The 20,674-nt window shown below is 67.0% G+C and carries 18 protein-coding genes and 3 tRNA genes; 16 read left to right on the top strand and 5 right to left on the bottom strand.

What is annotated here, in order from left to right; all coding sequences use genetic code 11:
• The first annotated feature begins 1 nt into the window (after position 1).
• The 3 genes from ihfA (at position 2) to ACVCMB_RS06895 (ending at position 768) form a co-directional block, all read left to right on the top strand.
• On the top strand, positions 2 to 301 hold the full coding sequence (ihfA, locus tag ACVCMB_RS06905) for an integration host factor subunit alpha (protein ID WP_395119720.1): 300 nt from the start codon (positions 2 to 4) through the stop codon (positions 299 to 301).
• Entirely contained in the window at positions 282 to 638 is a 357-nt protein-coding gene (locus ACVCMB_RS06900; RefSeq protein WP_077513841.1) for a MerR family transcriptional regulator, read from the top strand. The genes ihfA and ACVCMB_RS06900 overlap by 20 nt, the downstream gene beginning before the upstream one ends.
• A gap of 53 nt (positions 639 to 691) precedes the next feature.
• Positions 692 to 768 (top strand) — tRNA-Pro (locus ACVCMB_RS06895).
• Positions 769 to 910: 142 nt separating this feature from the next.
• Here ACVCMB_RS06895 and serA read toward each other — a convergent pair.
• Positions 911 to 2,143: a phosphoglycerate dehydrogenase gene (gene serA / locus ACVCMB_RS06890; protein ID WP_447106498.1), complete on the bottom strand. Its 1,233-nt coding sequence runs from the start codon at positions 2,141 to 2,143 to the stop codon at positions 911 to 913.
• A gap of 119 nt (positions 2,144 to 2,262) precedes the next feature.
• Between serA and ACVCMB_RS06885 the strand changes: the two genes are divergently transcribed.
• Positions 2,263 to 3,654 carry an FAD-binding oxidoreductase gene (locus tag ACVCMB_RS06885; protein WP_447106497.1) on the top strand — a complete coding sequence of 464 codons (1,392 nt, stop codon included), beginning with the start codon at positions 2,263 to 2,265 and terminating at the stop codon, positions 3,652 to 3,654.
• Positions 3,655 to 3,716: 62 nt separating this feature from the next.
• The gene (gene pip, locus ACVCMB_RS06880; RefSeq protein ID WP_447106496.1) at positions 3,717 to 4,676 is read left to right on the top strand and encodes a prolyl aminopeptidase; all 960 of its coding nucleotides are present in this window, start codon (positions 3,717 to 3,719) and stop codon (positions 4,674 to 4,676) included.
• 49 nt (positions 4,677 to 4,725) lie between these two features.
• On the opposite strand, the gene ACVCMB_RS06875 is transcribed toward pip, so the two are convergent.
• From ACVCMB_RS06875 to ACVCMB_RS06860, 4 genes are all read right to left on the bottom strand, one after another.
• Entirely contained in the window at positions 4,726 to 7,470 is a 2,745-nt protein-coding gene (locus tag ACVCMB_RS06875; protein WP_447106495.1) for a lamin tail domain-containing protein, read from the bottom strand.
• Positions 7,471 to 7,576: 106 nt separating this feature from the next.
• Positions 7,577 to 8,218: a uracil phosphoribosyltransferase gene (gene upp / locus ACVCMB_RS06870; RefSeq protein WP_447106494.1), complete on the bottom strand. Its 642-nt coding sequence runs from the start codon at positions 8,216 to 8,218 to the stop codon at positions 7,577 to 7,579.
• Positions 8,219 to 8,315: 97 nt separating this feature from the next.
• On the bottom strand, positions 8,316 to 8,672 hold the full coding sequence (locus ACVCMB_RS06865; RefSeq protein WP_447106493.1) for a PsiF family protein: 357 nt from the start codon (positions 8,670 to 8,672) through the stop codon (positions 8,316 to 8,318).
• Positions 8,673 to 8,826: 154 nt separating this feature from the next.
• The gene (locus tag ACVCMB_RS06860; RefSeq protein WP_447098392.1) at positions 8,827 to 10,323 is read right to left on the bottom strand and encodes an aminotransferase class III-fold pyridoxal phosphate-dependent enzyme; all 1,497 of its coding nucleotides are present in this window, start codon (positions 10,321 to 10,323) and stop codon (positions 8,827 to 8,829) included.
• A gap of 293 nt (positions 10,324 to 10,616) precedes the next feature.
• On the opposite strand from ACVCMB_RS06860, the gene ACVCMB_RS06855 reads away from it, so the two are divergent.
• From ACVCMB_RS06855 to yajC, 11 genes are all read left to right on the top strand, one after another.
• The gene (locus ACVCMB_RS06855; protein WP_447106492.1) at positions 10,617 to 11,546 is read left to right on the top strand and encodes an ABC transporter ATP-binding protein; all 930 of its coding nucleotides are present in this window, start codon (positions 10,617 to 10,619) and stop codon (positions 11,544 to 11,546) included.
• A 1-nt stretch (position 11,547) separates the two neighbouring features.
• Positions 11,548 to 12,327, top strand: a complete 780-nt coding sequence (locus ACVCMB_RS06850; protein ID WP_395119711.1) for an ABC transporter permease — start codon at positions 11,548 to 11,550, stop codon at positions 12,325 to 12,327.
• A gap of 15 nt (positions 12,328 to 12,342) precedes the next feature.
• Positions 12,343 to 13,575 (top strand): sensor histidine kinase, encoded by a 1,233-nt coding sequence (locus tag ACVCMB_RS06845; RefSeq protein ID WP_447106491.1) that lies wholly within the window; start codon positions 12,343 to 12,345, stop codon positions 13,573 to 13,575.
• 63 nt (positions 13,576 to 13,638) lie between these two features.
• Positions 13,639 to 14,244: a response regulator transcription factor gene (locus ACVCMB_RS06840; RefSeq protein ID WP_395119709.1), complete on the top strand. Its 606-nt coding sequence runs from the start codon at positions 13,639 to 13,641 to the stop codon at positions 14,242 to 14,244.
• Between the two features lie 626 nt (positions 14,245 to 14,870).
• Positions 14,871 to 14,941, top strand: a tRNA-OTHER gene (locus ACVCMB_RS06835).
• A tRNA-Thr gene (locus tag ACVCMB_RS06830) sits at positions 14,942 to 15,014 on the top strand. It begins immediately after the preceding tRNA gene.
• Between the two features lie 396 nt (positions 15,015 to 15,410).
• Complete coding sequence (locus ACVCMB_RS06825; RefSeq protein WP_447106490.1) at positions 15,411 to 16,535, top strand: slipin family protein; 1,125 nt, start codon at positions 15,411 to 15,413, stop codon at positions 16,533 to 16,535.
• Positions 16,536 to 16,589: 54 nt separating this feature from the next.
• On the top strand, positions 16,590 to 17,810 hold the full coding sequence (locus ACVCMB_RS06820; protein WP_447106489.1) for an RtcB family protein: 1,221 nt from the start codon (positions 16,590 to 16,592) through the stop codon (positions 17,808 to 17,810).
• 96 nt (positions 17,811 to 17,906) lie between these two features.
• Positions 17,907 to 18,938, top strand: coding sequence for a tRNA preQ1(34) S-adenosylmethionine ribosyltransferase-isomerase QueA (gene queA / locus ACVCMB_RS06815; RefSeq protein ID WP_447107146.1), 1,032 nt, complete (start codon positions 17,907 to 17,909; stop codon positions 18,936 to 18,938).
• A gap of 94 nt (positions 18,939 to 19,032) precedes the next feature.
• A complete protein-coding gene (gene tgt, locus ACVCMB_RS06810) occupies positions 19,033 to 20,196 on the top strand; it encodes a tRNA guanosine(34) transglycosylase Tgt (RefSeq protein WP_447106488.1) in 1,164 nt (387 codons plus the stop codon).
• A 113-nt stretch (positions 20,197 to 20,309) separates the two neighbouring features.
• Complete coding sequence (gene yajC / locus ACVCMB_RS06805) at positions 20,310 to 20,636, top strand: preprotein translocase subunit YajC (protein ID WP_395119705.1); 327 nt, start codon at positions 20,310 to 20,312, stop codon at positions 20,634 to 20,636.
• Positions 20,637 to 20,674: the final 38 nt, after the last annotated feature.

Here is a 20,674-nt window from a genome sequence, read left to right as displayed (position 1 = left end):
GATGGCGCTGACCAAGGCGGAAATGGCCGAGCGGCTTTTCCTCGACGTGGGCCTCAACAAGCGTGAGGCCAAGGAATTCGTGGATGCCTACTTCGAGGTGGTGCGTGGTGCGCTGGAGAACGGCGAGCAGGTGAAGCTGTCCGGGTTCGGCAATTTCGACCTGCGCATGAAAAACCAGCGGCCGGGGCGCAACCCCAAGACCGGCGAGGAGATCCCGATCTCCGCGCGGCGGGTGGTGACCTTCCGACCGGGGCAGAAACTCAAGGTGAGAGTCGAAAGCTATGCTGGATCAAGGGAATAACACCGAACTGCCGGCCATCCCGGCCAAGCGCTACTTCACCATCGGTGAAGTGGGCGAGCTGTGCGGTGTGAAGCCCCACGTGCTGCGTTACTGGGAGCAGGAGTTTCCGGCCCTCAACCCGGTCAAGCGCCGCGGCAACCGCCGCTACTACCAGCGCCACGACGTGCTGATGATCCGTCAGATCCGTTCGCTGCTGTACGACGAGGGTTTCACCATCACCGGTGCGCGCGCGCGCCTTGAAGGCCCGCAGGCACGGCTGGAATCGAGCATGTCGCACCAGATCGTGCGCCAGGTGCGGATGGAGCTGGAGGAAGTGCTGACGTTGCTGCGCCGCTGAGCGACATCACGCTTCCGGCAGCGCACCACAAGCTGCTAGAATCGCCGTTTCGTCGGGGCGTAGCGCAGCCTGGTAGCGCATCTGCCTGGGGGGCAGAGGGTCGTCGGTTCGAATCCGGCCGCCCCGACCAATGGTTTGACATGAAAAAGGCGCCCACTGGGCGCCTTTTTCATGTCGGGAATAGGGAATGGGGAATAGGGAATGGAGGAGCCAGAGCCGCGGTCCGGCAACTGCTTTTCCGATTCCCTATTCCCCATTCCCTATTCCCAGCCTCAATACAACACCCGGGCGCGCAACGTCCCCGGAATCGTCGCCATCTGCGCCTTCAACGCATTCGCCTGGGCCTCGTCGGCGCTGACGTCGATCACCACGTAGCCGACTTCGCTGTCGGTCTGCAGGAACTGCGCGTCGATGTTGAGGTTGCCGGCGGAGAACAGTTCGTTGATGCGCGACAGCGTGCCGGGCACGTTGCGGTGGATGTGCAGCAGGCGGCGGCTGTGCGGGTGTTCGGGCAGGGTGACCTCGGGGAAGTTCACCGCCGACAGGGTGGAGCCGTTGTCGCTGTAGCGCACCAGCTTGCTGGCCACCTCGATGCCGATGTTGTCCTGCGCTTCCAGCGTGCTGCCGCCGATGTGCGGAGTCAGGATCACGTTGTCCATGCCCGCCAGCGGCGAGACGAAGGCGTCGTCGTTGCCTTTGGGTTCGAGCGGGAACACGTCGATCGCCGCGCCGGCCAGCCGCTTCTCGCGCAGTGCCACGGCCAGCGCATCGATGTCGACCACGCTGCCGCGCGAGGCGTTGATCAGCATGGCGCCGGCGTGCATCTTCGCCAGTTGTTCGGCGCGGATCATCAGCTGCGTGGCCGGGGTCTCGGGCACGTGCAGGGTGACCACGTCGGCGCGTTCCAGCAGTTCGTCCAGACTGGACACCGCACGGGCATTGCCCAGCGCCAGCTTGGTCTCGATGTCGTGGAAGATCACCCGCATGCCCAGGCTCTCGGCCAGTACGCCGACCTGGGTGCCGATGTGGCCGTAGCCGACGATGCCGAGCACCTTGTCGCGCGTCTCGTAGCTGCCGTTGGCCGACTTGGCCCAGCCGCCGCGGTGGCATTGCGCGTTCTTCTGCGGAATGCCGCGCAGCAGCATGATCGCCTCGGCAATCACCAGTTCGGCCACGCTGCGGGTGTTGGAATAGGGCGCGTTGAACACCGGCACGCCGGCCAGGCGGGCGGCGCTCAGGTTCACCTGGTTGGTGCCGATGCAGAAGCAGCCCACCGCGATCAGCCGCTTGGCCTGCGCCAGCACTTCGGCGGTGAGCTGCGTGCGCGAACGGATGCCGATGATGTGGGCTTCGCCGATGCGCGCCTTGAGTTCGTCCTCGGGCAGCGACTTGGCGTGCAACTCGACCTGGCTGTAGCCGGCCCGATGGAATACCTCCACCGCGCTGGCGCTGACCCCCTCCAGCAGCAATACCTTGATGTCCTGGCGCGGATAGGAGGTCTGCATCTTCGTGGCGTGTCCGGTGGCGGCGGTCGGTCCAGAGTAGGCGAGGAATTGCCGCACTGCAACACTGGACGCGCTCCGGCGCGGCTGGCAGTCTGTGTGGATGCCCCCGGAGCCGCCGCATGTCCGATGACCGCCTCGCCGACCTGTCCCGCCGACTGCCCGAACTGCGCCTGCTGACGGCCGCGGCCGACCTCGAACACTACGGTCGCGACTGGACCCGCCGCTGGACGCCGGCGCCGCTGGCAATCGCCTTGCCGGCGTCGGTGGAAGAAGTGCAGGCGATCGTGCGCTGGGCCAACGAGCAGGCGGTGGCGATCGTGCCATCGGGCGGGCGTACGGGCCTGTCCGGCGGCGCGGTGGCGGCGAACTGCGAGCTGGTGCTCAGCCTGGAGCGGATGCAGCGCGTGCTCGGCTTCGATGCAGTCGATCGCACCCTCACCGTGCAGGCGGGGATGATCCTGCAGCACGTCCATGACGCGGCACGCCAGCATGGCCTGATCTATCCGGTCGATTTCGCGGCGCGCGGCTCGTGTTCGATCGGCGGCAACATAGCCACCAACGCCGGCGGCATCCGGGTGATCCGTTACGGCAACACGCGCGAGTGGATCGCCGGGTTGAAGGTGGTGGCCGGCAACGGGGAGCTGCTCGATCTCAACCGCGGCCTGGTGAAGAACTCCAGCGGCTACGATTTTCGCCAGTTGCTGGTCGGCTCGGAAGGCACGCTGGGCATCGTGTTGGAGGCGACGCTGAAGCTCACCGATCCGCCGCTACCCTCGCAGGTGATGCTGCTGGCGTTGCCGGACATGGACGCGCTGATGCAGGTGTTCGCGCTGTTCCGCGCGCGGCTGGTGCTGCAGGCGTTCGAGTTCTTCACCGATCACGCCTTGCGCCACGTGCTGGCACACGGCGCGCAGCGCGCCATCGACGGCGATTATCCGTACTACGTGGTCACCGAGTTCGATGCTGCGGACGAGCGGCAGCAGGAAGCAGCGTTGGCTGCATTCGAGCTGGCACTGGAACAGGGCTGGGTCAGCGACGGCGTGATCGCGCAGAGCGAAGCGCAGGCAGCCGCGCTGTGGCGCCTGCGCGAAGGCATCACCGAGAGTCTGGCGCCGCGGCGGCCGTACAAGAACGACATCTCGGTGCGGGTCGGCGCGGTTCCCGCCTTTCTGCACGACATGCAGGCGTTGCTGGCGCGCGAGTATCCGCAAGCCGAGGTGGTCTGGTTCGGTCACATCGGCGACGGCAACCTGCACATCAACGTGCTGCGGCCGGATGACCTGGCCGAGGCCGCGTTCATTGAGCAGTGCGAACACGTCACCCATCTGCTGGCGGATACCCTGCAGCGCCATGGCGGCAGCATCTCGGCGGAACACGGCATCGGTCTGGTCAAGCGGGCCTATCTGGACAGCACCCGCAGCGCGGCGGAGATCGACCTGATGCGCGGCGTGCGCAAGGTGTTCGACCCACGCGGCATCCTCAATCCCGGCAAGCTGTTTGCTGGCGATTGAGGGCCTGCAAACCATGCCCGTGCTAGCCTTGGCGGCTTGTCTGTGGATTCGAAGGAGCCGTCATGCCGTCGTCGCCGCTGCGTTCGCTGTATCCCGAGATCGAGCCGTTCGACCGCGGCATGTTGCCGGTGTCGCCGCTGCACACGCTGTACTACGAGCAGAGCGGCAATCCGCACGGCAAGCCGGTGGTGTTCCTGCACGGTGGCCCGGGCGGCGGCACGAATCCGAAATGCCGGCGCTTCTTCGATCCGGCGGTCTATCGCATCGTGCTGTTCGACCAGCGTGGCTGCGGCCAGTCGACCCCGCATGCCGAACTCGCCGACAACACCACCTGGGACCTGGTCGCCGACATCGAGCGCGTGCGCGAGCACCTGGGCATCGACCGCTGGCAGGTGTTTGGCGGTTCGTGGGGTTCGACCCTGGCGCTGGCATACGCGCAGACCCATCCGGACAAGGTGACCGAGCTGGTGCTGCGCGGCATCTTCATGCTGCGCCGGGAAGAGCTGGAGTGGTTCTACCAGAAGGGTTGCGACTCGCTGTATCCGGACGCATGGGAAACCTATCTGGCTGCAATCCCCGAGGTGGAACGCGGTGACCTGATGAGCGCCTACCACCGCCGCCTGACCAGCGACGACGCGGCGGTGCGCAGCGCGGCCGCGCGCGCCTGGTCGGTATGGGAAGGCGCCACCAGCTTCCTGTGGCAGGACAAGTCGCACATCGAATCGAGTGCCGCGGACGACTTCGCGCTGGCCTTTGCCCGCATCGAATGCCATTACTTCGTCAACGGCGGCTTCTTCGAACACGACGACCAGTTGCTGCGCAACGTGGATCGCATCCGCCATATTCCGGCGGTGATCGTGCAGGGCCGCTACGACGTGGTGTGCCCATTGCGCAGCGCATGGGATCTGCACCGTGCCTGGCCCGAAGCCGACCTGCACATCGTGCAGGACGCCGGCCATTCGGCGTTCGAGCCGGGCATCCTGCACCAGTTGCTGGAAGCCACCGACCGCTTCGGTCGCTGAGCCCGGTCAACGTGCGAAGGCCGCCGGTCGGCGGCCTTCGCCAGTGTGTTCAGTGCAGCCGCCGGTGGATCAGCGGCACGAACAGGTCCACCACGAAGCCGTCATGGTCCGAGACGCCGATCGCCCGCGTCCAGTCGCTGGCATTGGCGGCGTCGTCGACGGTCTGCGCCGGCGCGTCGAGGTCGGCACGGCCGAACTGCATGCGCAGGAAGCGCAGCCGCGCCGGCACGTTGAGCAGGGCGTGGTCCAGCACCTGGAAGGTCGGCACGGTGCGCCCGGGGTTGCCGCTGCCGGCCCTGGTGTAACCCTGGATCTCGCCGAAGTTCTGCGTGTACAGGAACGAGTAGCGATCGTCGGGCGGCACCGTGTTCACCGCGTTCCATAGCGCCGGCTGCACGATATTGTGGCCGAGCTTGAGCAGGTTCTGGTTGTCGTCGTAGCGGCCGGCGACCAGGTTCACCACGTCGGTCCAGCCATCGGTGAACTGGTAGGCATTGAAGTCGCCCACCACCAGCAGCGGCATGCGCGGATCGGCCTGCTGCAGCGCCTGCACCTGGCTGGCCAGCGATTTTGCCTGCAGGAAACGCTTTTCCCGATCACGCTCGGCGGCGGCGGTATTGTCGTCGACGTTCGAGCGCGCCTTCATGTGCACGGCAATCACGTGGAAGCGCGTGCGGCCTGCCTGCGCGGTGAGCAGCAGCGGCGGGTGGTCGTGGATGAAGGCGGTGTGGCCGTCGTCGTCCCAGGTTTCGCCGGCGGCGAGTTGCTGCACCGAGAGCACCTGCACGTGGTCGCGGCGCACCAGGAATCCGACGTTGATGCCGCTGGGATCGTGGCCGGGCAGCAGGTAAGCGTCGTACGCCACGCCATAGTCGGCAAGAATCTGCGTAGCCAGGCCCTGCAGCAGCGGCCGGGTTTCCACTTCCTCCACCGACAGCACGTCGGGCAGCTGCAGCACGCTGCCGACATAGCTGGACAGGCGGCGGGTCTTCAGCGCGACGGCGTCCGGCGTGGGCTCCTTGCTCCCGCCGCTGCAGGTGTAGGTGGTGTCGAACACGCTGTCGCAGAAGCGCTCCATGTTGAACGCGCCGATGCGCAGCGCCAGCAGCGGGGTGGGCGAGACCGGCCGTGGTATCGGCGCGGCGTACGCCAGCCGGAACTGCGTCGGGATGAAGGTGTAGGCGCCGAAGTCGTAGGAGATCACGCCCTCGGCCCGGAACGTGCTGCCGGCGTTGAACGGCGTGTTCAGCGGCACCGCACCGAAGTCGGCAGTGTTCATCTTGAACACTTCCGGGTTGCCGCTCCAGTTGGGCAGGTCCACGCCCGCAGGCACCGGCACGCCGAACACCACGCCGGGCTGGCGCAGCGAGCGCCGGCCATTGGCGGTGATGCTGACCTCCGCATACGGTTCGCTGCTGAAACGCTTGTTGCCGGTGTTGATCATGCCGTGATCGATGCGCACACGCATGCTCATGAAGCACTGGAAATTGGTGGTGCCGCAGGAGAGCTGGTCCGGATCGGGCGAGGGCGTGCGCCGGTCGAACACGACGGCGCGCGGCAGGCGCACGTGGCGGCCGACCACGCTTATCGTCGGGTTCTTCAACTCGGTGAGGCCGTAGTAGTCGTCCACCACCGCCGCGACGTCCACCGCCTCGCCCACGCTTACCGTCGGTGCGGCGTTGGTGAACACATACACGCCATTGGACGTCAGCGGGCTGGCGTCGGCGCGCGCGTCGGGCGTCTGCATGGTGAAGCCCAGCGGGCCCACTGCGGTGACCACGTTGCCGTAGGTCAGCACCGACTTGCCGAGCAGGGCCGCCCGCTGCCCGCTGCCGTTGATCTGCCAGATCTCCGCCTGCACCGGGATGTCGTAGTGGATGGTGCCGATGGCGGTGGCGTCGCCCAGCGCCACGCCGTCGCCGGGATCGCTCAGCGTGACGCTGAAGTCCTTGTCGTCGGCCGGCGTGGAGCGCCCATGCACGACCACGTTGAAGCTGGCCTGGGTCTCGCCCGCGGCGATGGTGAGGGTAGTGTCAAGCGCTTCGTACTCCACGCCCGCAGTGGCGCTGCCGTTGGCGGTGGCCACGTGCACGCTGGTGCCGCCGCTCGGCGCCGGTTCATTCATGGTGATGGTGAACGGCATCGCCACGTCGCTGGCGCCGTGCACGCTGATGCTGGCGTCGGCAATCGACAGCGACGGGCCCATGGCCACGCAGGTGCTGGCGCTGTTGTGCGGCTGGGTCGGGCTCAAGGTGACGAAATCGGCGCTGTTGTCGCCGGTGTTCTGTGGCAGGCCGGCCGCGGTCTGCCGCCGCTGGTAGCCTTGGTCGGTATTGCTGCTGCCCAGCGAGGCCAGCGGCGTGCCCGCCTTGTAGGCCGAACCGGTGCTGAGGCCCACCTGGTCGACGATGTTGCCGTCGGCGTCGAGCAGGGCCAGGCCACCGGTGTCGGTGACACCGGTGGCGTAGGTGAGATCGCCCGGCACGCTGCCGGAGTAGCCGCCGCTGGCGCTGTTGGTCAGCAGCAGGTGGCAGCCCGACGCCAGTTGCGTGCCGGCGGGGAAGGTAAGCCGCGTGCCGATCGTGCCGCTGGCGTTGGAGGCGTTGAACTTGTACGCGGACAAGTCAATCGCCGCAGGGCCGGCGTTGAACAGTTCGACGAACTCGTCGTTGCCGCCGGCGGGGCCGCGAACCCGGAACTGGTCGATGCTGACGTCGGCAGCCTGTGCGGCGAACGTCGAGGCGATGCCGGCCAGCAGCAGCCACAGGCCGCGTTGCGCGAGCTTTGCGAACATGGTTTCTCCCCCGATGACGTCCGGTCAGCCGGAACGCGCCGAGTTTAGTGGCGCCTTGTGACCGTGCCGTGAAACCGCGCACGCCGCTTCCGCGGCGATCTGGCGCTCAGCCGGCGGGCAGCTGCTTGGTGCCGAAGATCTTGTCGCCGGCGTCGCCCAGGCCGGGCAGGATGTAGCCGTTCTCGTTGAGCCGCTGGTCGATGGAGGCGGTGTAGATCTCGATATCGGGATGGGTCGCGGTGATGCGTTCGAGCCCTTCCGGCGCGGCGACCAGGAACAGCCCCTTGATGCGCTTGCAGCCGGCCGCCTTGAGCATGTCCACGGTGGCGACCAGGGTGCCGGCGGTGGCCAGCATGGGGTCGACGATCAGCGCGATGCGCTCGTCCATGCGGCCGGTGAGTTTCTCGTAGTAGGTGACGGGCTTGAGCGTGTGCTCGTCGCGTTGCAGGCCGACCACGCTGACCTTGGCCGCCGGAATCATGTCGAGCACGCCGGGCAGCATGCCCAGGCCGGCGCGCAGGATCGGCACGATGGTGATCTTGCGGCCCTTGATCCGATGCACGTGCAGCGGTCCGGCCCAACCCTCGATCTCCTCCTCGACCGTCTCCAGATCCTTGGTGGCCTCGTAGGTGAGCAGGGCGGCGACTTCGGAAGCCAGTTCGCGAAACTCCTTGGTGCTGATGCCGGCGCGGCGCATCAGGCCCAGTTTGTGCTGGATCAGCGGGTGGCGGACTTCGACGATCTTCATCGGTGGACGGTCTGGTGGCGGCGCCGGGCGCGACAGTCCGGGAGCTTAGCGAAGCGGTGCTGTCCACGCACGCCGGCATGGACAGCACCGCGATGCGTCAGGGCGCGGCGGCCGCTCCGCCCTTCAGGCAGGAGCTCATGAACGCCTTGCGCTCGGCACCCTTGAGCGCCTTGGTCTTGGCGTCCGCGTTGCAGCTCTTCATCTTCGCGTGCTGGGCCGTGTCGGTCGACGCCGCCGCGGGCGCCGAGGCATGGCCTTTCAGGCAGGAGCTCATGAACGCCTTGCGCTCGGCGCCCTTCTTGCCGGTGGCCTGGTGGTTGCAGTCGATCATCCGCTGCTGCTGGGCAGTGTGCGGCTTGGTGGATGCCGCCGGGGTCGCCGGGCTGGCTGCGAAGGCGGTGCCGGCAAAGGCGAAGGCGGCGCTGATGGCGAGCAGGCGCAGTGGCAGTGACATGGTGAATCCTCCCTGGGTGACCGGCAGCTGCCGGCCGGATCAGTCTAGGCAGGGGGACACCGTCAGGGCAGTCGGCAAGTTCTTACGTGCATGAAGTATTCAGCTGCGGCGAAACGTCGTGTTTCGCCGCAGCCGGTGTGGGTGGCCGCGCGGCTCAGGCCGCTTCGGCCTTGGCCTTGCGCGGGCCTTCCAGCAAGGCCTTGCGCACGTGGGCGACGATCAGGTCGACCTCGGCGCTGGTGACCTTGAAATGCGGGGTGAAGCGCAGCGAGTTGACGCCGCCATGGATCACGCCGATGCCGTGCTCGCGCATGAATTCCTCGGTCGAATCGGCGCCGAAGCATTTGTACTCCGGGGCCAGTTCGCAGGAGAACAACAGCCCGGTGCCCTGCACCTTGGTGATCAGGCCTCCCAGCTCGTGCTTGAGCGCGCCAAGCTTGTCGACGAACTCCTTGCCGCGCTCGCGGATGTTCTGCCGCACCTCATCGGTCAATTCGCCCAGCGTGGCCAGCGCCACGTCGAGTGCGCGCGGGTTGGCAGTCATGGTGTTGCCGTAGATGCCCTTGCGGTACAACCCGGCGGCGCGGTTGCCCACCGCCAGCACCGACAGCGGGTACTGGCCGGCGTTGAGCGCCTTGGAGAAGGTTTCCATGTCCGGCGCCGGCAGTTTCTCGAAACCGGGGTAGTCGGTGATCGACAACACGCCGTGTGCGCGCAGCCCGGCCTGGATGGAATCGACCAGCAGGAGGGTGCCGTGCGCTTCGGTCAGCTCGCGGGCGGCACTGTAGAACTCCGGCGTCACCGCCCGGCCCGGGTCGCCTTCGCCCATCACCGGTTCCAGGAACATGGCCTCGATGAACCAGCCGTGCCTGTCGGCATCGGCGAACACGGCCTTCAGTTGCGCCACGTCATACGGCGCCACCGTGATCACGCTCTCCTCGTGGCGGTAGCTGGCCAGGTTCTGCTGGTAGGTCTTGCGCGAGGAGTCCGAATACAGCGCCGGCGCCTCGGTGCGGCCGTGGAAGGCGCCCTTCACCGCCAGTCGCTTGATCGTGCGGCCCGCATGGCGCGCGCCGGCATCGGTCATCGCCTTGGCGTTGACGTCCGCGATGCGGCAGGCCAGCGACACCGACTCGGAGCCGGAGTTGAGGCACAGGTAATGTTCGTACGGATTCTTGCCGCGGTTGCGGCCGAGCTCCTTGTTCAGTGCGGCGGTGAAACGCATCTGCGCCACGCTGGGCGACATCACGTTGGCCATCACCTGCGGGCGCGACAGCGCCGCCAGGATGGCCGCATCGTTGTGGCCGAAACCCAGCATGCCGTAGCCGCCGTTGTCGTGCACCACGGCGCCCTTCAGCGTGACGATCCACGGCCCGCGCGCGGCGGCCGGCAGGTACGGGTTGATCGCGTCGTCCGGGTAGAAATTGACGAAACCCGCCTGTGCCTTGGCCAGTTGCTCGGCTTCGTCGAGCTTGAGGAAATCCCCCAGCTCGTCGCGCAGCTCGCGGTGGCGCGCGACGGCCTCGGCGACTGCCTGGCCCAGCAGCGGATCGTTCGCCGCCATGCGCTCGATGCTGGCGTCGTCCAGGCCGGTGGTGCGGGGCTTGCCGCCGAATTCGCGCAGTTCGCGCAGCTGGTTGATCACACCCATGACATTCTCCTCGTAGACGTCGGCGCCTCGCACCCAGCGCGAAGCAGGCCGCTCGATCCGCGCGTGGGCGTCGTGGGCCGGAAATCCTTGCGTAGCGCAAATTCCAGCGTGGCGAGCCCGCGTCGGGGCGCCCGGACGTGCCGGTCGCGCAAGATCATTGGCCCAGCATAACGCGCCCGGGCAGGTCTCCGGTACCCCCGGCATGACGGCTGTCACCCCCGATGACTGACGCCGGCGCATGGGCAATCGGCCGCGAAATGCCCAAGCTGCGGGCATCGAGGAGGATCATGTCGATGACTGTTTCCGAGCAGGTGGTGGCCCGGCTGGCGGGCGTGGAGAAGCGCTACGGCCGCCTGGTCGCGCTGGACAATGCCGGTTTGCAACTGCGCCGCGGCGAGTTGCTGGCCCTGCTGGGCCCCAACGGCGCCGGCAAGACCACCGCGATCAGCCTGCTGCTGGGCTTGCTGCGCGCCGATGCCGGCTCGGTCGAGCTGTTCGGGCGCGATCCCGGGGATGTCCGCGCACGCCGGCGCATCGGCGTGATGCTGCAGCACGCCGAACTGCCCGGCACGCTGCGGGTGGGCGAACTGTTGCGTCTGATTGCGAGCTATTACCCGGCCCCCCGCAGCATGGCGGAGAGCGCCCGCATGGCCGGTGTCGACGACCTGCTGGCTCGCCCCTACGCGAAGCTGTCCGGCGGCCAGCAGCGGCGCGTGCAGTTCGCGCTGGCGCTGTGCGGCCGGCCCGAGCTGCTGTTCCTGGATGAGCCGACTGTGGGCATGGACATCGAGGCGCGGCAGAGGCTGTGGGCGGCGATCAGCCAATTGCGGGCCGAGGGCTGCGCGGTGCTGCTGACCACGCATTACCTGGAGGAAGCCGAGGCGCTGGCCGACCGGGTCTGCGTGATGGCGCGCGGGCGGGTGATCCACGAAGGGACGGTCGAGGCGCTGCGCGCACGGATCGCGACCCGGCGCATCCGCTGCGTCAGCACGGTGGATGCCGGCGTGGTCGGCGGCTGGCCTGCGGTCACCGCGGCGGAACGGCGCCAGGACCGCCTGCACGTGACCACCGACGCGGCCGAAGCGGTGGTACGCCGCCTGCTCGACGCCGACCCGCAACTGAGCGAGCTGGAAGTGCAGCGCGCCGGCCTGGCCGAGGCATTCACCGAACTCACCCGCGAGGCCGAACAGGGCTTGCCCGAAACACGCCGCGAGGTTGCCTGAGATGGATCAAGCCATGTCGATTCCGCTTGCCGCCGCGATGCCGATGTCGCGCCGGCGCGTGCTGGGCGCCTACCTGGCCGAGATGCGCAGCGAGTGCCTGCGCTACCTGCGCGCGCCGGGTTTCATTCTGCCGATGACGCTGTTCTCGACGGTGTTCTACGTGATGTTCGGCGTGTTGCTGAACCACGGCGAGGCGTCGCGCTACCTGCTGGCCAGCTATGGTGCGTTCGGCATCATCGGACCGGGCCTGTTCGGCTTCGGCGTCTCGCTGGCGATCGAGCGCGATGGCGGCCTGCTCACGCTCAAGCGTGCCTTGCCGATGCCGCCTGGCGCCTACCTGCTGGGCAAGATGGTGATGGCCATGATCGCGGCCACCGTGGTGATCGCGCTGCTGCTGCTGATCGGCATCTTCCTGGCGCACGTCAGTCTGTCGTGGGGCCAGATGCTGGCGCTGGTCGCCACCGGTGCTTTCGGCGTACTGCCGTTCTGCGCGCTGGGCATGTTCGTCGGCACCTTGCTCAAGGGGCAGGGCGCGCCGGGGCTGCTCAACCTGGTCTATCTGCCGATGGCGTTCCTGTCCGGCCTGTGGCTGCCGCTGTCGATGTTGCCGCGGATGCTGCAACAGATCGCGCCCGTCTGGCCCAGCTATCACCTCAACCAGCTGACCCAGGCGGCGGTGGGTCTGAACCATGGCCCTGTGCTGGGCCACGTGCTGGCGCTGGCCGGTTTCGCTGCGGTTTTCCTGTGGCTGGCGGCGCGGCGTTTGCACCGGAACGGTTGAAGTAGGATCACCCTCATGACCAATCTGCGGGAGCCTGGCGTCATGCACCAGCGCATCGTCCAGTTTCTGACCCCGGCGCCGGACTCCGCGGCGGCGCGCAGCATGCATCGCGGCAAATCGCCGTGGGTGGATGCTGTGCACCTGTTGTGGTCGGCGTGGATCTTCGTCGTGCCGGTGTGGAACAACGACGGCTGGAGCACGCGCTGGGTCGTCACCACTCTGGTTAGCTATCCGCTGTTCCTGCTGCTGTATTACCGGTGCATCGCGGGGCCGCGTGCGCAGGTCCGCGCCGGCGCCCTCGCGTTGGTGCTGCTGAGCATGTCGTTGCTGCCCTGGTACCCCAGCGGGCTGACCTATTTCATCTATGGCTGCGTGATGCTCTGCACCAGCGTGGGTCGTTTCCGCGCCTATCTCGGCTGGCTGGCCGGGCTCAATGTGGTGTTGCTGGCCGAGACCTCGCTGCTCAGTTACCCATGGCAGGCCGTGTTCTCCATCCCGCTGACCTCGTTCATCATCGGCATCATCATCAAGGCCGAGCATGGCAGCGAGGAGAAGGACGCGCAGCTGCGGCTCTCGCACGAAGAAGTGCGTCGGCTGGCGGCCACTGCCGAGCGCGAGCGCATCGGCCGCGACCTGCACGATCTGCTGGGCCATACCCTGTCGCTGATCACGCTGAAGCTGGAGTTGTCACGCAAGCTGTTCGACCGGGACCATGCGGCGGCCAGGCGCGAAGTGGAAGAGGCGGAGAAGGTGGCGCGTCACGCCCTTGCCGAAGTGCGCAGTGCGGTCAGCGGCATCCACGCCACCGACCTGGCGGCCGAGCTGGCCTCGGCGCGGCTGCTGCTGGAATCCTCCGGGGTGTGCATGGAATACGCGGCACCGCCGACCGACTTGCCGCAAGACACCGAACGCAGCCTCTCGCTGATCCTGCGCGAGGCGGCGACCAATATCGCGCGCCACGCGGCGGCAAGTTGCGCGAACGTCGATTTCGTGCGCGAGCCTGCCAGCGTGCGCATGAGTATCCGTGACAACGGCCGCGGCGGCATCGACGGCGCCGGCAACGGCCTGCGCGGCATGCGCGAGCGCGTGCGCTCGCTGGGCGGCACGCTGGAGATCAGCTCGCCGTTGCGCGGCGGCACGACCATGCTGGTCAGCGCGCCGCTGCCGGTGCTGCGACTGGTCGCCATGCCAGCGACCGCTGCCGGCGGCGTGGCGCCCGCGGCGCAGGGTGGGCATTCGGCCGCCTGACGATCAAAGCCATCACGATGGAGCTTTTCCAATGCCGCTGAAGCAATCGCCACGAGGCGCCGCATGATCCGCGTGCTGCTGGCCGAGGACCAGGCGATGGTGCGCGGCGCACTGTCGGCGCTGCTGAGCCTGGAGCCGGACATGGAGGTGCTCGGCTCCGCACCCGACGGCGAGGCGGCGTGGCGGGAGATGCAGCGCCTGAAGCCCGATGTGCTGGTCACCGATATCGAGATGCCCGGCCTCACCGGGCTGGAGCTGGCCCAGCGCATCCAGCGTCACGACGAGCTGCCGGTGAAGGTCATCATCGTCACCACCTTCGCCCGCCCTGGTTTCCTGCGTCGCGCGCTGGACGCCGGCGTGTCGGGCTACCTGCTGAAGGACGCTCCCGCCGAGAACCTCGCCGAGGCGTTGCGCACCGTACACCGCGGTGGGCGCGCGATCGACCCGCAGCTGGCGCTGGAAGCCTGGTCCGAAGCCGACCCGCTGAACGATCGCGAACGCCAGGTGCTGCGCCTCGCCGGCGAGGGCCAATCCGCCGGCGACATCGCCGCAAAACTCAACCTCTCGCACGGCACCGTGCGCAATTATCTGTCCGAAGCGATCGGCAAACTCGGCGTCGGCAACCGCATCGAGGCGTATCGGCTGGCGCGGCAAAAAGGCTGGTTGTAAGTTTTTCCGATATTCGATAAAAAAATGCTTGCGCGTGGTTGTTAATAGGTGTAACGTCCGCAGCCCTCGCCTTTTGGCGACCATCAGATAAAAGAGTTTCCATGTCGTTCCGCATAACCCAGATGAGCACACCATGCACGTCGCAGTATTGCCGCGATGCAGGCCTGTTCATGCGCGGCGAATGGCTCGACTTGGCAATCGTCTGCCGATAATCGACTGATCCCTTTGCGGAGATCGGTCACCCCGATCTCCCGAGGCAACGCGAACGCCCTCGGGTCGCCAACCCCGGGGCGTCTTGTTTTTGCCGTTCGCAGGGGATGCGCATGCATCGAACAAGGTTTGCGGAATCCGTTTCGCCCTGAGGCATCCGGTGAGCCATGGCCGAGGCAGGGGCGCAGCTGCAATGGCGCTTGCGCGCTGCGTCCCGGTGCTTCGGCGCGGGCTGTGCGAGAAACGGATCACCACGTATCGGGCAACCATGCCCGCACCTATTGCCGGTTGGTGACAGCCGGCAATCGGGAACATCGAACCGACCGGCTCCAGCGGCATGGGCTCAAGCCCCATCCGGTGCGCGCGGCTTTGCCGGCGGCGTATGCCGGGGTCTGCCGGGCGGTGTTCCACAACGACGACGTTGGCTCAGCGGTAGAGCGGCAGGTTCGTTCCTGCAAACGCCGGTTCGATTCCGGCACGTCGGCCACTGGATAGCTCAGAGGGGTAGAGCATCGGTCTTGTAAACCGAGTGTCGCGGGTTCGACTCCCGCTCCAAACCATGACCTGTCACGTCATGACCAGGAACGAAAGTTCCGACCAGGAAACGCCTCGTGCGGCGCCTGGCCTGCAAGCCACGGAGGGTTTGCGGATCAGGCAAGGCGGCGGTGGCGGGGCCGGGCCCACGTCCCGACAGCGGGCAAGCGGATATCGAAGCGATTGTCTTGCAGGCATTCGCCGGAATATCCGGTCCCCGCCAACGCACGTCGGCTCCGCCCCATTATCGTCAGGAGGCGTTTCCGCCTTATTCGCTTTCATCGGCGCATGACGTCGATTATCCCGCGAGGGAGGGGCTTTTGCGGCCCGATTATCTGCAATGTTAATGCGTCGTACCGATCCGGCGACGCAGTCGGCTTATCCCACGGATCGAAACAAGGATTGACGGAAGGAGTATCAACATGTTCTGGATCAAGCAAATCGTGATCGGCGACGGCGAGCGCGGCTTGCTGTATCGCAACCGTCGTTTCCAGCGCGTACTGCCGCCGGGCGTGTACCACTTTGTCGACCCGTGCAAGCGTATCGCGGCCAGCGTGCACAACCTGGCCAAGCCCGAGTACACCGGCGCCGACACTGACGTGCTGATGGCGCTGATGGATGGTGCGCTGGCCGAATGCTTCGACGTGGCCGACATCGGCACGCAGCAGGTTGGCCTGGTGCTCAAGAACGGCAAGCTGGAGGACGTGCTGGCACCGGGTACGCGCAAGCTCTACTGGAAGGGCCTGGTGCCGGTCGAGGTGCAGGCGGTGTCGCTGGCGGAAACGCTGGAAGTCGATGCGCGCGTGGCCAGCCGACTGCGCCAGCTGGGCGTGCTCGGCAAGGTCGCGGTGACGGTGGACGTGCCGACGGAGTCGGCAGGCCTGCTGTTCATCGACGGCAAGCTGGTGCGTACGCTGGCACCGGGGGCCTGGGCGTTCTGGAATTTCCAGAAGAACGTGGCGGCCGAGGTGGTCGAGCTGCGCGTGCAATCGCTGGAGGTGTCGGGCCAGGAACTGCTGACCCGCGACAAGGTGAGCCTGCGGGTGAACCTGGCCGCCAGCCTGCGCGTGACCGATCCGGTCGCCGCGCGCACCAAGGTGGTCAAGTACGGCGACTACGTCTATCGCGAGCTGCAATACGGCTTGCGCAAGGCGGTGTCCGGCAAGACGCTGGACGAGCTGCTGGGCGACAAGGCTTCGCTGGACGCGGACATCTTTGCCTACGTGCGCGGCCGTGTCGTCGAGCTGGGCGTGGAAGTGCTCGGCGTGGGCGTCAAGGACGTGATCCTGCCGGGCGAGATGAAGGACATCCTGAACAGCGTGGTGCAGGCGGAGAAGGCGGCCCAGGCCAACGTGATCCGCCGGCGCGAGGAGTCGAACGCCACCCGTTCGCTGCTCAATACCGCGCGGCTGATCGAGGAGAGCCCGGTGCTGATGCGTCTGAAGGAGCTGGAGGCTCTGGAGAAGGTCACCGAGAAGATCGACAAGCTCACCGTGTTCGGCGGCCTGGACGGCGTGCTGAACCAGCTGGTGAGCCTCAAGCAGTAACCTCGCGGCGATCGCACGGAAGCGCTCGCCGCGATCCATTCAAGGAAAGAAGAGATGAGCAACCAACAGTACGAGTTTCTGCATGCCGAAGGCAGCGCCACGCCGATCAAGGGCTGGGTGCATGGCGTGCCGCTGGAAGATGCCGCGAGGCAGCAGCTGCGCAACATCGCCATGCTGCCGTTTGTCGGTCCGTGGGTCGCGGTGATGCCCGACGTGCACCTGGGCAAGGGCGCGACGGTCGGTTCAGTCGTGCCCACGCGGGGCGCGATCATCCCGGCTGCGGTCGGCGTGGACATCGGCTGCGGCATGGCCGCGGTGCGCACCACGCTGCGCGCCAGCGACCTGCCGGACAACCTGGCCCAGCTGCGTTCCAGCATCGAGCGCGGCGTGCCGGTCGGCAACGGCCGTGGTGGCGACCATCACAAGCTGCCGGACAGCATTGAGACGCAACTGGCGCAATCCGGGCTGGTCGCGCGGCTGGAAGCAATCAAGGCGAAGCATCGCAAGATCCGCACCGACAAGCTGGGCCGGCAGATCGGCACGCTGGGCGGTGGTAACCACTTCATCGAGGTCTGCCTCGACGAATCGGACGCCGTGTGGGTGATGTTGCACTCGGGTTCGCGCGGCACCGGCAACCTGATTGGCAGCTACTTCATCGAGCGGGCGCGCGAGGAGCTGGCGCAGCGCGTGCTGGGTTTCGACCTGCTGGACAGAGACCTGGCCTTCTTCATGGAAGGCGAAGCATTGTTCGACGACTACGTGGAAGCGGTGTCCTGGGCGCAGGACTACGCCCAGGCCAACCGCGAGGCGATGATGGCGCGGGTGTTGGCCGAGATGCGCCACCGGCTGCCGAAGTTCCAGTTGGAAAAGCTGGCGGTGAACTGTCACCACAACTACGTGCAGAAGGAAACGCACGGTGGCGAGGACTTGCTGGTGACCCGCAAGGGTGCGGTGAGCGCGCGGGTCGGCGAGCTGGGCATCATCCCGGGCAGCATGGGTACGTGCAGCTACATCGTGCGTGGCAAGGGCAATCCGGAAAGTTTCCACAGCTGCAGCCACGGCGCGGGCCGGGTGATGAGCCGTACCGCGGCGCGCCAGCGGATCACGCTGGCGCAGCATCGGGAGGCCACCGCCCATGTCGAATGCCGCAAGGACGCGGCGGTGATCGACGAATCGCCGGCGGCGTACAAGTCGATCGACGCGGTTATGGCGGCGCAGTCCGACCTGGTCGACGTGGTGCACACGCTGCGCCAGGTGCTGTGCGTGAAGGGATGAAGCCGGCGCCGCTCCGCGAGGGGCGGCGTCTTTTCGCGCGTGCCCCGGCGCGCCGGCTGCGGGATAATGTCCCGTTTTCCGATGCCGGCCGCAGCCTTGAAGAAGTCCGATTTCGATTTTGACCTGCCGCATGAGCTGATCGCGCAGGCCCCGTTGCCCGAGCGTTCGGCCAGTCGCCTGTTGCTGCTCGACGTGGCCGCGCAGTCGCGGCAGGACCGCATGTTTCGCGAGCTGCCCGACTTCCTGCGTCCGGGCGACCTGCTGGTGTTCAACGACACCCGCGTGCTGCCGGCGCGGCTGTACGGGCGCAAGGACACCGGCGGTGCGGTGGAGATCCTGATCGAGCGGGTTACCGGCGCGCATGAGGCCACCGTGCAATTGGGCGTCAGCAAGAAGCCCAAGGAAGGCGCACAGATCGAACTGGCCGACGGCAGCCATGCCGTGGTGTTGGGCCGCGACGAAGGTTTCTTCCGGCTGCGCTTCGAGGCGCCGGAGCCGCTGGAGAGGCTGCTGCTGAAGCTGGGCGAGATGCCGTTGCCGCCGTACATCGAGCGGCACGCCGACGCCAGCGACATGGAGCGCTACCAGACCGTGTTCGCGCGCGAGCCCGGCGCGGTCGCTGCGCCCACCGCCGGCCTGCATTTCGACGAGGCGATCCTGGATCAGCTGCGCGAGCGCGGCGTCGAGTTCGGCTACATCACCCTGCATGTGGGCGCCGGCACCTTCCAGCCCGTGCGCGCGGTCAATCTCGAAGATCACCACATGCACACCGAGTGGCTCAATGTCGGCGCGCACCTGGTCGAGCAAATCCGACGCACGCGCGCCAGCGGAGGGCGGGTGATCGCGGTCGGCACCACGGTGGTGCGCGCGCTGGAAAGCGCCAGCAAGGATGGCCAGGTGCATCCGTTCGCCGGCGAGACGCAGATCTTCATCTTCCCCGGCTACCGCTTCAGCAGCATCGACGGCCTGCTCACCAACTTCCACCTGCCGCAGTCGACCCTGCTGATGCTGGTGTCGGCGCTGGCCGGGCGCGAGTTCATGCTGGACGCGTATCGCCACGCGGTCGAGCAGCGCTACCGCTTCTTCTCCTACGGCGACGCCATGCTGATCCTGCCGCACGGCGCCTGAGCGATCGTTGCATGGTTGCAGGAGCCCGCCAGCGGGTTCCTGCACACACGGTGTGGCGATGGGCGGAACAGGGCAAACCCGCGATAATGGCCGGATGACCTCCCTCCAGTTCGACCTCCACGCCACCGACGGCGCCGCCCGCCGCGGCCGCCTCACGTTTGCCCGTGGCACGGTGGAGACGCCGGCGTTCATGCCGGTGGGCACCTATGGCTCGGTCAAGGCGATGACGCCGCGCGATGTCGCCGATACCGGTGCGGAGATCATCCTGGGCAACACGTTCCACCTGTTCCTGCGACCCGGGCTGGAGATCGTGGAGAAGTTCGGCGGGCTGCACCGCTTCATCGGCTGGGACAAGCCCATCCTCACCGATTCGGGCGGCTTCCAGGTGTTCTCGCTGGCGCACAAGCGCAAGATCACGGAGGAAGGCGTGACCTTCGCCTCGCCGGTGGACGGCTCGAAGGTGTTCCTGTCGCCGGAAGTGTCGATGCGGATCCAGACGACGCTGGATTCGGACATCGCGATGATCTTCGACGAGTGCACGCCATACCCGGCGACGGAGAAGGTGGCGGCCGATTCGATGGAGCTCAGCCTGCGCTGGGCCGAGCGCTCGCGCCGCGCGTTCGACGATTTGCAGAATCCGAACTCGCTGTTCGGCATCGTGCAGGGCAGCGTCTACGAAACCCTGCGCCGACGCTCCGCGGAAGGCCTGGTGAAGCTCGGCTTCGACGGCTACGCGATCGGCGGCCTGGCGGTGGGCGAACCGGAGGCCGAGCGCAACCACGCGCTGGACTTCACCGTACCCCTGCTGCCGGCGGACAAGCCGCGCTACCTGATGGGCGTGGGCCGGCCGGAGGACATCGTGGAAGCAGTGCGCCGCGGCATCGACATGTTCGACTGCGTGATGCCTACCCGCAACGCGCGCAACGGCTTCCTGTTCACCGCCGCGGGCACGCTGCGCATCCGCAATGCGAAGTACGCCAGCGACACCGCGGTGATCGAGGAAGGCTGCGACTGCTACGCCTGCAGCCACGGGTTCAGCCGCGCCTACCTGCGCCACCTCGACCGCTGCAACGAGATCCTCGGCAGCCAGCTCGCCACCATGCACAACCTGCGCTACTACCAGCGGCTGATGGCAGGCTTGCGCGAGGCGATCGCCGCGCGCCGTCTGGATGCCTTCGTCGCCGAATTTCATGCCCGGCGCGGCGCGGAGCCGGGGCCGGAACCGGGGTCAGGGTCACCTTTGGCAAGCGAAAGGTGACCCTGACCCCCTCCAAGGGTGACGCTGACCCCTCCTGCAAGGCATAATCGAGAATCTTTTATCGGGCGTTCGGCGGAAATCGCTGCTGGCGCCACAACTTGCGAGACGCGAAGATGAGTTTTCCGCTTTCCCCCGTGATTGCCCAAGCCACGCCGCAGCAGGGCGGCGGCATGTCCATGATCATCATGATGGTGGTGCTGTTCGGCCTGATGTATTTCATGATGATCCGGCCGCAGATGAAGCGGCAGAAGGAGCACCGCGCCCTGATCGCCGCGCTGGCCAAGGGCGACGAAGTGGTCACCAACGGCGGCCTGGCCGGGCGCGTGGAAGAAGTGGGCGACACCTTCGTCACGGTCGAGATCGCGCCGAACGTGAAGGTGAAGCTGCAGAAGGGTGCCGTGCAGCAGGTGCTGCCCAAGGGCTCGCTGAAGTCTGCATGAGTCGCGGGATGTCCGGACGCGGGACTTTCTCCAATAGT

The sequence above is a fragment of the Rhodanobacter sp. UC4443_H10 genome (assembly GCF_052978325.1).
The sequence above is the reverse complement of the archived record's forward strand: the minus strand, read 5'-3'. Positions and strand labels throughout refer to the sequence as shown.